The 14915-nt window shown below is 46.5% G+C and carries 12 protein-coding genes; 4 read left to right on the top strand and 8 right to left on the bottom strand.

The window, feature by feature from the left end; translation table 11 throughout:
• Positions 1 to 101: 101 nt before the first annotated feature.
• A complete protein-coding gene (locus tag M2125_RS05780; protein ID WP_280742687.1) occupies positions 102 to 1367 on the bottom strand; it encodes an MFS transporter in 1266 nt (421 codons plus the stop codon).
• A gap of 153 nt (positions 1368 to 1520) precedes the next feature.
• Here M2125_RS05780 and M2125_RS05775 point away from each other — a divergent pair, with 153 nt between their 5' ends.
• Positions 1521 to 2405, top strand: coding sequence for a cation diffusion facilitator family transporter (locus M2125_RS05775; protein ID WP_233126631.1), 885 nt, complete (start codon positions 1521 to 1523; stop codon positions 2403 to 2405).
• 7 nt (positions 2406 to 2412) lie between these two features.
• Here the strand turns inward: M2125_RS05775 and M2125_RS05770 are convergent, their stop codons facing one another.
• Positions 2413 to 3675 carry a peptidase U32 family protein gene (locus M2125_RS05770; RefSeq protein WP_076023521.1) on the bottom strand — a complete coding sequence of 421 codons (1263 nt, stop codon included), beginning with the start codon at positions 3673 to 3675 and terminating at the stop codon, positions 2413 to 2415.
• A gap of 126 nt (positions 3676 to 3801) precedes the next feature.
• Between M2125_RS05770 and M2125_RS05765 the strand changes: the two genes are divergently transcribed.
• Complete coding sequence (locus M2125_RS05765) at positions 3802 to 5376, top strand: MFS transporter (protein WP_280742686.1); 1575 nt, start codon at positions 3802 to 3804, stop codon at positions 5374 to 5376.
• Position 5377: 1 nt separating this feature from the next.
• Here the strand turns inward: M2125_RS05765 and M2125_RS05760 are convergent, their stop codons facing one another.
• Positions 5378 to 6079: a haloacid dehalogenase type II gene (locus M2125_RS05760; protein ID WP_076023523.1), complete on the bottom strand. Its 702-nt coding sequence runs from the start codon at positions 6077 to 6079 to the stop codon at positions 5378 to 5380.
• A gap of 166 nt (positions 6080 to 6245) precedes the next feature.
• Here M2125_RS05760 and oxlT point away from each other — a divergent pair, with 166 nt between their 5' ends.
• Positions 6246 to 7514: an oxalate/formate MFS antiporter gene (oxlT, locus tag M2125_RS05755; RefSeq protein ID WP_076023524.1), complete on the top strand. Its 1269-nt coding sequence runs from the start codon at positions 6246 to 6248 to the stop codon at positions 7512 to 7514.
• 80 nt (positions 7515 to 7594) lie between these two features.
• Here oxlT and M2125_RS05750 read toward each other — a convergent pair whose 3' ends face one another.
• From M2125_RS05750 to M2125_RS05730, 5 genes are all read right to left on the bottom strand, one after another.
• Positions 7595 to 9193, bottom strand: a complete 1599-nt coding sequence (locus tag M2125_RS05750; RefSeq protein WP_076023525.1) for a gamma-glutamyltransferase family protein — start codon at positions 9191 to 9193, stop codon at positions 7595 to 7597.
• A 97-nt stretch (positions 9194 to 9290) separates the two neighbouring features.
• The gene (locus M2125_RS05745) at positions 9291 to 10592 is read right to left on the bottom strand and encodes an amidase (RefSeq protein WP_076023526.1); all 1302 of its coding nucleotides are present in this window, start codon (positions 10590 to 10592) and stop codon (positions 9291 to 9293) included.
• A 59-nt stretch (positions 10593 to 10651) separates the two neighbouring features.
• The gene (locus tag M2125_RS05740) at positions 10652 to 11626 is read right to left on the bottom strand and encodes an ABC transporter substrate-binding protein (protein WP_076023527.1); all 975 of its coding nucleotides are present in this window, start codon (positions 11624 to 11626) and stop codon (positions 10652 to 10654) included.
• A gap of 27 nt (positions 11627 to 11653) precedes the next feature.
• Entirely contained in the window at positions 11654 to 12469 is an 816-nt protein-coding gene (locus tag M2125_RS05735; RefSeq protein WP_277542316.1) for an ABC transporter permease, read from the bottom strand.
• Positions 12466 to 13254 (bottom strand): ABC transporter ATP-binding protein, encoded by a 789-nt coding sequence (locus M2125_RS05730; RefSeq protein WP_076023529.1) that lies wholly within the window; start codon positions 13252 to 13254, stop codon positions 12466 to 12468. Before M2125_RS05730 ends, M2125_RS05735 begins: the two co-directional genes overlap by 4 nt.
• Before the next feature lie 234 nt (positions 13255 to 13488).
• Between M2125_RS05730 and M2125_RS05725 the strand changes: the two genes are divergently transcribed.
• Positions 13489 to 14904, top strand: a complete 1416-nt coding sequence (locus M2125_RS05725) for a short-chain fatty acid transporter (protein WP_076023530.1) — start codon at positions 13489 to 13491, stop codon at positions 14902 to 14904.
• Positions 14905 to 14915 lie beyond the last annotated feature (11 nt).

Raw genomic sequence — 14915 nt, 5'->3', positions numbered from 1 at the left:
ACAGTAATAGTGCGTAATAGGGATTTACGCCCACAAATGGGTAATCCCTATGAAAAAGAGGGCATTTGTCCTCTTTTTAATGCTGTGGTCAGTGAACTATCTTAGTCCTGCATTAAGCGGCGCACTTTAATAAAGCCCAAGAGTGATAACAAGGCGCAAGTCGATAAGTAGTAGCCAACGTACTCAAGACCGTATTGGGTTGCCAGAGAAGTTGCCAAGTAAGGCGCTAGCGATGCCCCCAGGATTCCTGCCAATGTGAAGGTGAGTGAGGCTCCGGTATAGCGAACAGCTGTAGGAAAGACTTCTGCGAGAGCAGCACCCAGTGGGCCATAGGTAAAGCCCATCAACAGTAAGCCGATCGATAAAAAGACGATGGTTAAAAAGAGGCTGCCGGTAGAAAAGAGTGGCGCAAAGACTAGGCCGAACAAGAAGATGATTGCAGTAGCCCCAATCAATATATTGCCGCGGCCATATTTATCTGCCAGCAAGCCTGCAATTGGAATACCAATGGCAAAGAAAAGAACCCCTACCATTTGAGCTAACAAGAAGGTTGAGCGAGAGTAGTGCAAGACAGAGGTACCCCAACTGAGGCAAAAAACTGTCATCAGGTAAAAAATGACGAAGGTCGTAGTAGCGGCAATCGTGCCAAAAAATAAGATACGGGTATTTTTAAAGATGACATCATGCATTGGCATCTTAACGCGCTCGTTCTTCTGCATAGCATCAATGAAGTCTGGAGTCTCTTCGATCTTCAAGCGTACATAGAGGCCAACGAAAACCAGTATGGCACTGGCAACAAAAGGAATGCGCCAGCCAAAGTTAAAGAACTGCTCATCACTTAAGGTATTGCTGAGCAATAAGAATGTCCCGGTCGACAGTAAAAAGCCGATGGGTGCCCCCAGTTGCGGAAACATGCCATACCAGGCGCGTTTTCCAGGAGGGGCATTTTCTGTGGCAAGTAAGACTGCGCCGCCCCATTCACCACCAAGGCCGAGGCCCTGACCAAAACGAAACAGTGCGAGGAGTATTGGGGCCATGATGCCAATACTGGCGTAGGTTGGCAGCAGACCGATCGCAACAGTTGATGGTCCCATGGTCATCAACGCTGCTACTAAAGTGGCTTTGCGCCCAATACGATCACCAAAGTGACCAAATAGGGCGGCGCCAACCGGTCTTGCAAAAAACGCTAGAGCGAAAGTAGCAAGGGACTGTAAGGTTGCTGATGTGGGGTCACTTGAAGGAAAAAATAGCTTCGGGAACACTAACACCGCAGCAGTGGCGTATATATAAAAGTCGAAGAATTCGATGGTGGTGCCAATTAAGCTAGCCAGTAGAACGCGTGTTGTAGAATTTTTAGCTTGTCTCATTATTTATAGCTTTCTAGGGGTAATTAATTAAAACTGCCTATATCCTACCTTGTCTCTATTTTTTTGCAGCTAGGAATTGACCTAGGTGCTGGTTTTAATGAGATCCCCCCATTTCAGGGTCCGTGGCGTTAATATGCGGGGATGGATGATTTAATGAACAGCCCGCAATCAGATTCAGTCGAAAAACAAGCGGCCGGCAAAAAAAGTACGCTAGTGAGCGTTGCCGTTAATCTTGCGTTAACGGTGGGCCAGGTATTTACGGGTTTGATTTCTGGCTCACAGGGTTTAATTGCCGATGGTATTCATTCCCTAACCGATTTGGTCGCCGACTTTGTAGTGCTACTTGCTAATCACCATAGCAGTAAAGATGCCGATGAGGATCATCGTTATGGACATCAGCGCTATGAAACCGCAGCATCACTTTTCTTGGGTGTATCACTTCTTTTTGTTGGCGTGGGCATGCTCTGGTCGGCGGGTCAAAAAATTGTGAGCCCTACAGCGGTTGGCCAAATTGAGATTTTGGCTTTATATGTTGCTTTAGGTGCTCTTGTTGCCAAAGAACTCTTGTTTCGATACATGCTGATTGTGGCTGAGCGTGCACGCTCCTCTATGTTGGTTGCTAATGCTTGGCATGCTCGATCAGATGCTGCCTCTTCATTGGTGGTTGCCTTAGGTATTGTTGGCGCTTTGCTAGGTTATCCAATTTTAGATTCTGTGGGCGCCCTAGTGGTTGGCCTCATGATTGCGAGGACTGGTTGGAACTTTAGCTGGGAGGCGCTTCATGACTTAATGGATAGAGCGGTTTCTCTGGAGGAGCATCAGAAGATTGAAAAGATTATTCAATCAACACCTGGAGTGAAGGGATGTCACGACCTCAGGACGCGCAAGATGGGCGATCTCATTTTGGTTGATGTTCACATTGAAGTTGATGGTAATGAGACTGTCCAAGTTGGACATGATATTGCCCAGGAGGCTGCCAACCGAGTGTTAGCTAGCCTACCAATTCTGAATGTGATGACCCACGTGGATCCGGTATAAAGCGCGTTTATTCGTTGACGTAACGTGCAATATAGATGTGCTTGCCTTTAGGCTGGAGTTTGATCCAAACAAAGTGGCCTGAGCCTGGAGCGACATCGATCGCTTCATTATTTAGATTCCACATGGCATCGAGAGTGATATCGTGGTTTCCTTCTGGCTCAAGAATTTCTAGCTTATCGCCAACAGCGAAGCGATTTTTAACATCCACCTTAGCGCGGCCGCTTGCCTGGTCGTACTCAAGCACTTCGCCGACATACATACTTCTGCCCGATAAAGAGTGGCCTCTTAAATAGTGTTGATACTCGCTATCGTGATGCCTTTGGTAGAAGCCATCGGTATATCCACGGTTCGCTAAGCCTTCCAATTGACCCAGTAGAGCTGGATTGAAGGGTTTGCCTGCGGCGGCATCATCTATGGCTGCGCGATAGGACTGGCAAGTACGTGCTACGTAGTAAGGGGATTTGGTGCGACCTTCAATTTTGAATGAGTGCACACCCATCTTAGTTAATCGCTCAATATGTTCGATGGCACGTAAGTCTTTTGAGTTCATGATGTAAGTGCCGTGCTCATCTTCTTCGATAGGCATTAATTCATTTGGTCTGCCTGCTTCTTCAATCAGATAGACATCACCTGAAGCATCTTCTTCTGCGGGCTTTACTTTGTAATCCCAGCGACAGGCATTAGTGCAAGCACCTTGATTGGCATCCCTATGCGACATGTACCCAGAAAGAAGGCAGCGTCCAGAGTAGGCCATGCACAAAGCGCCGTGAACAAACACTTCCAATTCCATTTCAGGGCAGTCTTGACGAATGGCTTCAATTTCATCAAAAGACAGTTCACGCGAGAGAATGACTCGAGTGACACCCACTTTATGCCAAAATTTTGCCGCTGCACCATTCACGGTATTGGCCTGGACAGATAAATGAATGGGCATATCAGGCCATGCTTCGCGCGCCATCATAATTAGGCCTGGATCCGACATGATGAGCGCATCCGGTTTTAGCTCAACTACCGGGCTCATATCGTTAATGTAGGTACGCGTTTTTGAGCCATGCGGCATTACATTGGAGACTAAATAAAATTTCTTCCCCAAGGCATGCGCGGTATCTATACCTTCTTTGAGAACATCATTCTTTCCAAAGTCATTGTTGCGAACGCGTAATGAGTAGCGTGGTTGTCCAGCATAAATTGCATCTGCGCCGAAATTAAACGCGGTATGCAGCATATCTAGGCTGCCAGCTGGGGCTAAAAGTTCAGGTGTTTTGTTCATTGACCCATTTTAGAGGCTTGTACAAGACTTCGCCGGAGAAGCTCACGTAGTTCGGTTTCTGTCCTTAAAATCACCATTTACGCAAATACGCGTTCAAAATACAGTTTCTATTTTTAGCACCTTTTCATGAAACAACACCCCGCTACAGCCATGCTTGGCATCTCCTTGGTAATCATGTTGATTGCCTTGGATCAAACCGTCGTTGGCACGGCTTTGCCCAGTATTGTGGCTGATTTAAAGGGCTATAGTTTGTACCCTTGGATTGCCGCCGTTTATCTTTTAACCAATGCTATTTTTATTCCAATTATTGGACGCTTGGGGGATATTCATGGCCGCAAGCCATTCTTAATTGGGGCCATTGCGCTTTTCTCTATTGCGTCCATGCTTTGCGGTATAGCTGGTTCAATGATGCAGTTGGTTTTTGCTCGGGCCTTACAAGGGGCTGGCGGTGGCATGTTAGTAGGGTCCGCATTTGCATCCGTACCAGATTTATTTCCCGATCTAAAAGAGCGTGTACGTTGGCAGGTGATGCTGTCTTCTGCTTTTGGTATTGCGTCAGCTGTTGGTCCCGCACTTGGCGGAGTGCTGACGGAGCATTTTGGTTGGCGTAGTGTCTTTTATGTCAATCTGCCAATTGGCATTCTTGCCTTAGTAATGGTGTGGCGCTATTTGCCTTTAATCATTCACCACCAGGAAGAGAGGTCGGGCCTAGATTGGTTAGGAGTGGCTTTACTAGTGGCAACCTTATTTGCCTTACTACTGACATCAGAGCTTGGGGCTTCATTGGGTTTTCTCAATCCAACACTTTGGGCTTTAATGGCTGCTTCATTGATTTTTGCTTACCTGTTTTATCGACATCAGATTCAAAGCCAACAACCTATTTTGCCCCCACATCTTTTGGAGCATGCCACAGTGCAGCTGTTATCGATTCTGTCCTTCTTAAGTGGCTTAATGTTGTTCATTCTGGTTTTCTACATGCCCCTTTTATTGCAGGCTGGCCTCTCTTTATCGCCTAAAACAGCAGGGGGGATGGTGACGCCGATTTTGTTTGGCATCACTGTCGGGAGCATTATTAATGGCCGGGTGATTATGCGGATTAAACGCACGCGCTATGTGTATTGTGCGGGTGTGGCGTGCTTACTGGGAGGTCTTTTTATGCTGACTCAAGCAGGTCAGGAAACGGCCTCCATCTATTTGCTCACTGCCTTCTCATTGTGCGGCTTTGGTTTTGGTTTTCAGATTCCAAATCTGACTCTGCAAATGCAATCTGCAGTGGCTAGAGCTGACTTGGGCTCTTCATCGGCCCTGGTGCAGACGCTTAGAACGGTTGGCAGCATGTTCGGCGCTAGTATTGGGGGTTTGGTGGTAAACCTGTCTTTTAATCATGCGATTAGTGCCCATTTAAATCAGTTGGGAATCAGCGACTCTCGAGTATCCAGTCTCTTTCAAACCCCGCAAATATTGATTCGGGTTAGCGATCAATTACAACTTCAAGCACTCGCGGCTAGCCTTCATTTAAATGCGGCTGAACTGATTGAACAGGGGCGTCTCTATTTGATTAATGGAATTCATCACGCATTGTGGTTGGCCAGCGGTATTGCTATTGTCGCCATCTATGTAGGTCTAAAGCTACCCAATATTACCAACCCACATGCCAATGTCAGCGATACCTTAGCGGAAACGCCGGATGATTATTTGTAAGCTAGCAGCCCAATTGTGCTGCTAGCTCATTCAAATCTTTAGCATGATAGGTAGTGAACTCCTCGCGCTGTAGATCTTCCCTGACAACCTGAGGCCCAAACTCCATCGGCCGCTCTATAAAGGCAGTTTGTAAGCCACAGGCTTGTGCAGACACGAGGTCATCTTTATGGGCAGCTACTAACATGACCTGATCTGGAGTCACATCAAAAATATCAGCCACCCCCAGGTATGTTTCTGGATCGGGCTTGTAATGCCGAAAGACTTCAGCCGAAAGAATCAGATCCCATGGCAAGCCTGCATTTTTCGCCATCTCGGCCAACAGTCCTAAGTTTCCATTTGAGAGGGTGACAATAATGAATTTACTTTTCAGTCTAGTAAGGCCTGCCACCGTATCAGCCCAGGGAGTAAGGCGATGCCAAACCAGGTTTAAATCCCGTATTTGGGGTTCAGAAAGAGCGTTAACCTGAAAGTCTTTCAGAATGTCATTGAGAATCAGGCGATGCAAATCATCAATCTTGGTCCAAGGCAATTCCCCTGAACGAACGCGGGCCATGGCTGGCTTGTAACCTGTTCTCCAGGCGGTCGCAAATGCATCAGGATCTACAGGCAGCTTGAGTTTTCTAACCTCAGCGGCAATTGATCCATGCCAATCCACCACTGTGCCAAAAACATCAAATGCCAGTACCTTTACTTGCTTAGTCATTCCAATAATTCCTATATGGTCACCCTTAGTGGTGCAGGATAAAGTATCTTAATTAAATATACGCACCAATTTAGTGAATATATTAGTGCAAACCCTTGCTAATCGATTAATAATGAAACAGCAAAATTTACTTTGATAGATCTATCAAATAAAAACAGGAGGTTTTATGAGTTCAGTAGCGATGGGTGCTTCAGAGGGTGCGAATAATCCCTTGAAGTCCAAATGGGTGCAGTTAGCCCTAGGCGTCATTTGCATGATGGCGATTTCAAGCCCTCAATATGTGTGGGCACTCTTTACAAAACCAATCATGGGTCAGCTGGGAGTCAGCTTAACTGAGCTACAGATTACCTTTTCGATCTTGATTGTGTTGCAAACTTTTTTCTCGCCCTTTCAAGGTTATTTGGTTGATAAGTTTGGTCCTCGCCTGTTGTTGTCGATCGGTACTGTATTGACCGGTTTAAGCTGGGTGCTATCTGCTAATGTTGCTACAGTTTCTGATCTCTACTTAACTTATGGTGTATTGGGTGGATTGGGAACCGGTATTGTTTATGTTGGCGTCGTTGGTTTGATGGTGCGCTGGTTTCCGCAAAATCGCGGCTTTGCTGTAGGTATGGTTGCTGCAGGTTACGGTATTGGTGCCTTATTGACCACCTTCCCAATCTCTAATAGCCTCGCTGAATCTGGCCTGCAAGGCACCCTCACATTCTTTGGCTACATCATTGGCGCAGTTGGTTTATTGGCTGCGCAAGGCATTCGTGTACCGCATGCTGATCGTGTGCAAACTGCTGGCCAGATTGAGGCAGCAGCGGCTGGTGTGTCACCCATGGCAATGCTCAAGACCCCTATTTTTTGGTTGCTCTTTTTGATGATGTCGATGATGTCCACCTCTGGTTTGATGGTGATCTCTCAGATGGGTGCATTTGCCAAGGACTTTGGTGTAACTGGTGCAATGGTTTTTGGCATGGCAGCTTTACCTTTGGCTTTGAGTATTGATCGTATTACCAATGGTTTAACGCGCCCACTCTTTGGCTGGGTATCTGATCGTATTGGTCGTGAATACACTATGACAATTGCATTTGGTCTAGAAGCAGCGGCTATGTTTGTATGGGTGATGACGCGCTCTGACCCGCTTATTTTTGTATTGATGTCTGGTGTAGTCTTCTTTGGTTGGGGTGAGATTTTTTCTTTATTCCCATCTACGCTCACAGATACCTTTGGTCAAAAGCACGCTACAACCAACTATGGATTTTTATACATGGCGCAGGGCGTAGGTTCCATTATTGGTGGTCCTATTGCCGCCTACATTCACAGTCAAACTGAAAGTTGGCTGCCAGTGTTTGCAATCATGATTGCCTTAGATGCAACGGCTGCATTACTCGCCTTCTTTGTATTGCGTCCAATGCGCGCAAAGTATTTGCAAGCTAAGGTTGCATAAAAGCAATGCATCAGTAGTTAAGACATAGTGCAATAGAAAAAGGCTGCCATTGGCAGCCTTTTTTGTTGCAGCATCAGGGCTTAGAAGGAGCTCACTGCACCATCGCTACGCGGATCCCAGCCGCCTCGTAAAGTGCCAGAGGGCTCTCGAATGATGCAACCGGCGTGTCCTACGGTTTCATCAAAGGCATCGAGCATCTCAATCTCATGGCCTAAGGCATGTAATTCTTTAGCAACCCATGGACTAAAGCGCGATTCAAGCTTGAGGCTATCGCTGGTTTGTCCCCAGGTGCGACCTAACAACCAACGAGGGCGGCTAATCGCATCTTGCGGGTCAAGACCATAAGTAGCGGTGCGTGTAAAGACTGCACATTGTGTTTGGGGTTGGCCATCTCCACCCATCGTGCCGTAGACCATAGAGCGACCATCTTTGAATAACGCCATAGCGGGGTTGAGCGTATGAAATGGTTTGCGATAAGGCTCAAGGTGATTGAGTGTTTTTGGATCTAGGGAGAAACTGCAGCCGCGGTTCTGCCAATTAACACCAGATGTAGGTAGAACAATACCGGCACCAAACTCATGGTAAATGCTTTGAATAAATGAAACACAGTTACCCTGCCCATCAATGACTCCCATCCAGATGGTGTCAGCCGGACCTTTGCCTTGACCCCATGGCAGTGCTCTTTCAGGATCAATATTTTTGGCTAGTTTTTTGAGGAAGGCGGGCGCTAAGAAATTTTGCGCATTGCGCTTCATATAGGCAGGATCAGTAACAAATTGATCGCGAATTTTGAAGGCTTGTTTGGTAGCCTCAACGCAATGATGGACGTACTCGGCGCTATCCACTTTGAAGCGCTTGAGATTAAGTTGATCCAAAATTCCCAATATCATCAGCGAGACTAAACCTTGGGTTGGTGGGATCATGTTGTAGACATTACCCAGGCTATGCTTGAGCTCTAGCGGATCAATCAGTTTTGCTTGATGGCGCTGTAAGTCACTTAAACGCAAAGGGCTACCCAATTCAGTCAATTCTTTGGCGAGTAAGTCAGCCAGATCACCGCGGTAATAATCTTCCGTTCCTTTTCTGGCGATCTGGCGCAGGGTTTTAGCGAGGCGCTCTTGTTTGAAGATGCTGCCAACTTGGGGCGCTTTGCCGTCCACTAGAAAGGTTTCTGCAAATCCAGGAATGGGACTGAGTTCGGCCGTCTTTTTAGTAGTTAAGCTCGATTGGCTATGAGTGACTGGCACCCCTTTTTCTGCGTAATAGATTGCATCAGCCAATAAACGGGAGAGTGGAATTTTTCCGCCCAAACCTTGTTTGGATAATTGATGTGCGGCACCCCATCCCGAGATGGTTCCGGCAACTGTATTGGCAGCAACCGCTCCACGAAACGGAATCGCCTTGGTAATACCGCGTTCTGCGTACCAGTTTTTTGTCGCTAGGCCAGCCGCTGCTCCACAGGCATCAATGCCACCCATGGCTTTACCAGGGGAGTGCACCACCCAAAAGGAGTCGCCACCAATGGAATTCATATGTGGGTACACCACTGCAATAGTGGCTGCTGCCGCAACCATGGCCTCAAGGGCATTACCACCTTCACGTAAAACTGCCAAAGCAGATTCAGATGCCAGGGAGTGGGGCGCTACGGCCATTCCACGAATACCCCATTTTTGTTGCATAGATTTCTCCGGATTGATTATTTTTTTAATTACCTCAATCCGATTATAGGGCTTCAGATCCGTGCCTTTAGGACCATTTGGATCTGAAGATTTTTAATTACTTGGCAAAAGCAATTTCTGCAAACTTAGCAATAGATAGGAGTTTGGCGTCCTCCTGGTATTGTCCAATCAATTGAATGCCTAAAGGCAAGCCATTGCCTGATTTGGTAAAAGGAAGATTGATCGCAGGCATTCCCAAAAAGCTCCAGAGGGCGCAGAAAATGGGATCTCCAGTAGAGGTCAATCCCTTGGGCGCCTCGCCACTAGCTGGTACCGATAAGAATCCATCGTATTGTTCAAAAAATGCAGCAATAGATTGTTTTAATTCTATTTGTTTTGCGCGAGCAGCAAGATAGGCTTCGGAAGAGTGCTTAGAGCCTCTGTCGGCTAAATCAATAATATGTTGGCTGAGGAGTTCCTTGTTCTCTTTGAGATGGGTTTCGTGAATCTGCGCTGCCTCGCAATCCATCATCAAGTTCATATCAGCTATGGCATCCCAGTATTGGGTTGGTAGCGTCAGCTCTTGGACAATAGCGCCTGCAGCGCGCAACCGATCTGCTGCAGCATCGAGCGCTTGTTTTTGCTCTGCACTTAGCAGGTGATCGTGTGGAGTGACAATTTTTGCAATGCGAGGTGTTGCAAAAGGGGCGATACCCGTTTTTTCGTTTAACACCAGATCGGGCAAAATAATTGCATCTTCTTCAGCCAGGCTGTCATTCTTGAGTAACTGAAAAGCCAGCGCCGCGTCATCAACTGATCTGGTGAAAAACCCAATGTGATCGAGGGAGCCGGCTAGGGGGTGAGCCCCTTCGCGCGTTACAGCGCCAAAGCTAGCTTTGAATCCAACCACACCACAAAAGGCAGCGGGACGCACAATGGATCCTTGCGTTTGTGATCCGAGTGCCAGAGGTACTATGCCGGCTGCCACGGATGCTGCTGAGCCGCTGGATGAGCCGCCAGGCGTATGTTCTGCATTCCAGGGATTCGTTGTGGGGCCAGGGTGGCGCCAAGCAAATTCAGTAGTGACAGTTTTGCCAAAAATCACACCGCCAAGCTGGCGAATTTTTGCAATGATGGGCGCATCCTCTTTGGGAATATTGCCCTTGTAAATTGGAGAGCCATTAGTAGTAGGGAACTGAGTTGTGGCAATAATATCTTTGACGCCAACTGGAATACCGCTAAGTGGCCCCGGCTTAACTTCTTTAGCAAGATCTTCCAGTGAGCCTCTCACCAGAAATGCATGCAAACTGGGCTCTAAGAGATCAGCCTGGTCACAGCATTGTGACAATAGTTCGTGGGGGGTGAGCTCACCCGCTTGAATTTTGTTGCAAGCTTCTCTTAGGCCAGGTATTTTTTTCATATGCATCGATGTCTTATGGTTGTTTGTTTAGGCAGTCTAAGACCGCCTAAACAGATTGATTACTTCAATGTTAATGCGTTCTTGATATAGGTTTGATTGATGAAGGTGTCATAAGCTGGTTGCTCCTTCAGATTTCCAAGTGCAATTTGGGTTTCCATTGCAATCTTTAGCGCTTGTGGCGTGATTTGTACGCTCTTAGGGAACACATTCTCACTCATCATGCGGTTCACTGCATTTTCAACAACCTGAGGGTCTTGTGAAGGAAACTCTTTCTTGGCGATTTCAATTGCGCCTTTGGGGTCTTTGGCCATATAACGCAGCGCCACTTCCATGCCATTAACCATTCTTTGGGCAACTACTGGATCGACTGTTTTCATAGCGGTAATTGACGAGAAGGCATAAGGACCATAGGTTTTTGGAAAGCCTAAGACAACTTTCATGCCCTTGATCGCAACTTGATCCAAGCCTGGCTCATATAGGACGGCTACCTTAGCTTGTCCACCTAGTAAGGCTGCTGGCTCAGTACCGAGAGGTACTTGGATCATATCAATATCGGTTTTCTCATTCATGCCATTTTCTTTAAGCAACTTCAGAAATAAAGATGTGCTGGTTGTTGGCATGAGGCCGGTGACTACTTTTTGACCCTTGATATCCTTGATTGAAGTGAATTTGACATCTGGTGCAGTAGCAATCCAAACTGCTGCGCCATTGACTGCATTGCTAATAATTCCCACGTTAGCACCTTTGGACGCTGCTATCGCAGTCCACTCTGGACCATGAATGGAGAACTGTGAGCTACCAGACAAAACAGAGGATAGTGCTGCAGTTGGGGAGCCAGCAGTTTCTTTAATCACGCTCAAACCCTGATCCTGGAAGAAGCCTTTATCAATCGCCACATATAAGGGCAAATACAGCATTGACTGAAAAGCCTGAGAGATCGTGACGGTCTTCACTTCTGCCGATGCCGATAGTGAAGTCATGCCGATTCCCGCTGCTAATGCGATAGTGCTTAATTTCTTAAAGATGGATTGCATTTGTAATACCTCCAATGAGTTAATAAATTACATTCGAATTTGGGTGCGTCCGTTATCAGAGCGCCAAGGGAACATCCATTTTTCCAGTGCATCAATCGCGTGATAGAGAAAGAAGCCAACAATCATTAGCATGAAGAGGCCAACCCATACTGAATTGAGCTCATATAGACTTGAAGCGTTATAAATCATGTGACCTAAGCCAGCTTTCGAGGAGATAAACTCACCCACGACTGCACCAACCAAGCCAAAGCCCACATTAATTCTGAAGTTAGAAACAATCACCGGCATTGAAGAGGGCGCAATGACTTCAAAAAATATTTGATGCTTATTACCGCCCATTGAAAACAATAGTGATTGCAGATCTTTATCAGCATCCTTGGTTGCCTGGTGGGCTGCAATGAGTGCAATGATTGCTGTCATCGAAACCACCAATACAACCTTAGCTCCCAATCCCGTTCCAAACCAGAGCAATATGATTGGTGCAAGGGCAATTTTGGGAACGCTATTAATAGCCACTATGAATGGTTCTGTAATTTGTGCGGCCCATTTTGAGTACCAAAGGGAGAGTCCCAGTGCCGTACCAATGATGGTGCCGATCACAAAACCAAGCAGTGCTTCCCAAAGGGTATAGCCTGTATCAATAAAGATGGAGTAGTTCAGCACACTTGCAACAAAACATTTCCAAATACCTGCTGGCGTTCCCACTAGGAATTCTGAAATAAATCCAAGCTCAGCTCCCAGCTGCCAAGCAGCAAAAAAAAGAACTACAGAAAGTAATTGGATAAATGATTTGCCTGTGCCGCTATTAAGCCAAGAACTTAGCAAGGATGGTTTTGAGTTCATACTGAAGCATCCTTTTTGGTTTGAATATCTAACTCAGAACAGAGTAAGTTGAAGTACTCAGAAAAGTTTTTATGAGCCCTTGCATCAATTGGGGATGTACGCTCTATTTCTATTTCATGTACATTTTTTACGGTAGTGGGTCTGCCACTTAACGCAACAACACGCTTGGATAGGGCTACTGCTTCATCAATATCGTGCGTCACTAGGATGACTGTCTTTTTAAAGGTAGCAACAGCCTCAAGTAAGACGCTCTCTAAATACAATCGAGTTTGATAATCAAGTGCAGAAAAAGGTTCATCTAATAGAAGGATATCCGGATCCATTAGCAAGGTTCTGATCAGGGCAACCCGTTGACGCATCCCACCAGAAAGGGTTTGAGGGTAAGATTTTTCAAATCCAGATAGACCAAAAGTAGATAGATATTCTCTGGCCATATCAACTGCCCGGGGCCCATCTTCCCCTCGCACTTTTAGCCCCAGTAAAACGTTATCAAGCACTGTTTTCCAGGGAAAAAGTAGGTCTTTTTGCATCATGTAGCCAATACGACCCCGCAGACTGGTGGTTTTTTCACCTCTATATATAAGAGACCCCTGATCTGCCTCTAGTAAGCCGGCAATAATATTAAAAATAGTCGATTTACCGCAGCCGCTTGGTCCAATGATGCTGACAAAGTCTTGCTCGTGGACATCAAATGTCAGGCCGCTAAGCACCTCAACAGGCCCCGACTTCGAGCTGAAGGATTTATGAATCCCGTTAATAGAGAGTTGAATAGCTTGATTAGTCATGTCTTTAATGGCGATCTAAATTGGTGCGAAGTAGGTAGTAATACTTACATTCTTAGTTCAGGCCAAAGTAGGGGAGGATTTTTTTATGGTGCAGCAATGCATCAATTTGGTATTTCCTGAACCAAGGTGGGGCTTTCCTGAGTGAGAGCCTCTTTGGGCACTCATTTTTACCTTAGGCGATAATTGCCTCTGATGAGCATTTTGTTGGAATTTGATAAAAAAGTACGGAGATATATGAGTAATTCAATTGAGAATAGTTTTTTTGCGCGATTTGCCATTCGCTGCGCAAACTGGGCTGAGCGTTGGTTCCCGGACTCCTGGGTATTTGCCGTAGTTGCTGTCATCGTTGTGGCCTTAGCCACGCTATACATTGGCGCCACCCCAAGCGATGCGGCCATGGCTTTCGGTAATGGCTTTTGGACTCTCATTCCTTTCACTATGCAAATGGCTTTTGTGGTGATTGGTGGCTATGTAGTTGCTAGCTCACCACCGGCAACTAAGCTAATTGAAAAAATGGCCAAAATTCCTAAAAATGGTCGTTCCGCCGTTTGCTGGGTCGCAGGTATTTCGATGGCAGCTTCTTTGTTGAACTGGGGTCTCTCTTTGGTTTTCGGTGGTTTACTGGTAAGGGCCTTGGCACGACGGACTGATTTGAAGATGGACTATCGTGCTGCAGGCGCTGCTGCTTATTTAGGCCTCGGCGCTGTTTGGGCGCTTGGTTTGTCATCTTCGGCCGCTCAACTACAGGCCAATCCAGCTAGCTTGCCACCATCTGTGTTGGCAATTACAGGCGTTATCCCCTTTACTGAAACTATTTTCTTATGGCAGTCTGGCGTTTTGCTCGCTGCATTGTTTATTGTTTCTTTGATTGTGTCTTATGTTTCAGCGCCCGGGCCTCAGGCTGCTCGTGATGCCGCTGGTTGCGGTGTTGATGTGAGCTTGCCTCCTCCTAAGCTGGCTGAGCGCACCCGTCCTGGGGAGTGGTTGGAATACAGCCCGCTATTAATTATTTTGCTGGCCTTGTTGGCTGCAGGCTGGTTGTATAACGAGTTCACTACCAAGCCTTTTATTACGGCGATTTCTGGTCTCAATACCTATAACTTCCTATTTATCATGGTTGGTGCTTTGCTGCATTGGCGTCCAAGAAGTTTCTTGGATGCGGTTTCAAAAGCAGTTCCAACGACTACGGGTGTATTGATTCAGTTTCCTTTGTATGGTTCGATCGCCGCTTTGATGACCCAAGTAAAAGGGGTTGATGCGCATACCTTGTCTGCGCATATCTCTGATTTCTTTGTGCATATTGCATCGCATGACAGCTATGCCATCATCATGAGTATTTACTCTGCAGTTCTGGGCTTCTTCATTCCATCGGGTGGCGGCAAGTGGATTATTGAGGCGCCTTATGTCATGCAAGTGGCTAATGACTTGCAATATCACTTGGGTTGGGCTGTGCAGATCTACAACGCTGCTGAAGCATTGCCAAACTTGATTAATCCGTTTTATATGTTGCCTTTGTTGGGCATCTTGGGAATCAAGGCACGTGAGGTGATTGGTTTCTCATTTGTACAGTTGCTAGTGCATACACCTTTGGTGCTGTTCTTGTTGTGGATGCTGGGTAACACCTTGGCTTATATCCCACCGATGCATTAATACTTAAAACA

This window comes from Polynucleobacter sphagniphilus, from assembly GCF_029892205.1.
In the GTDB taxonomy this organism is placed as follows: domain Bacteria; phylum Pseudomonadota; class Gammaproteobacteria; order Burkholderiales; family Burkholderiaceae; genus Polynucleobacter; species Polynucleobacter sphagniphilus.
The sequence above is the reverse complement of the archived record's forward strand: the minus strand, read 5'-3'. Positions and strand labels throughout refer to the sequence as shown.

Coding starts and splice junctions, on each gene's coding strand:
- M2125_RS05780 (WP_280742687.1), bottom strand. CDS start 1,367: ATGAGACAAGCTAAAAATTCTACAACACGCGTTCTACTGGCTAGCTTA.
- M2125_RS05775 (WP_233126631.1), top strand. CDS start 1,521: ATGAACAGCCCGCAATCAGATTCAGTCGAAAAACAAGCGGCCGGCAAA.
- M2125_RS05770 (WP_076023521.1), bottom strand. CDS start 3,675: ATGAACAAAACACCTGAACTTTTAGCCCCAGCTGGCAGCCTAGATATG.
- M2125_RS05765 (WP_280742686.1), top strand. CDS start 3,802: ATGAAACAACACCCCGCTACAGCCATGCTTGGCATCTCCTTGGTAATC.
- M2125_RS05760 (WP_076023523.1), bottom strand. CDS start 6,079: ATGACTAAGCAAGTAAAGGTACTGGCATTTGATGTTTTTGGCACAGTG.
- oxlT (WP_076023524.1), top strand. CDS start 6,246: ATGAGTTCAGTAGCGATGGGTGCTTCAGAGGGTGCGAATAATCCCTTG.
- M2125_RS05750 (WP_076023525.1), bottom strand. CDS start 9,193: ATGCAACAAAAATGGGGTATTCGTGGAATGGCCGTAGCGCCCCACTCC.
- M2125_RS05745 (WP_076023526.1), bottom strand. CDS start 10,592: ATGAAAAAAATACCTGGCCTAAGAGAAGCTTGCAACAAAATTCAAGCG.
- M2125_RS05740 (WP_076023527.1), bottom strand. CDS start 11,626: ATGCAATCCATCTTTAAGAAATTAAGCACTATCGCATTAGCAGCGGGA.
- M2125_RS05735 (WP_277542316.1), bottom strand. CDS start 12,469: ATGAACTCAAAACCATCCTTGCTAAGTTCTTGGCTTAATAGCGGCACA.
- M2125_RS05730 (WP_076023529.1), bottom strand. CDS start 13,254: ATGACTAATCAAGCTATTCAACTCTCTATTAACGGGATTCATAAATCC.
- M2125_RS05725 (WP_076023530.1), top strand. CDS start 13,489: ATGAGTAATTCAATTGAGAATAGTTTTTTTGCGCGATTTGCCATTCGC.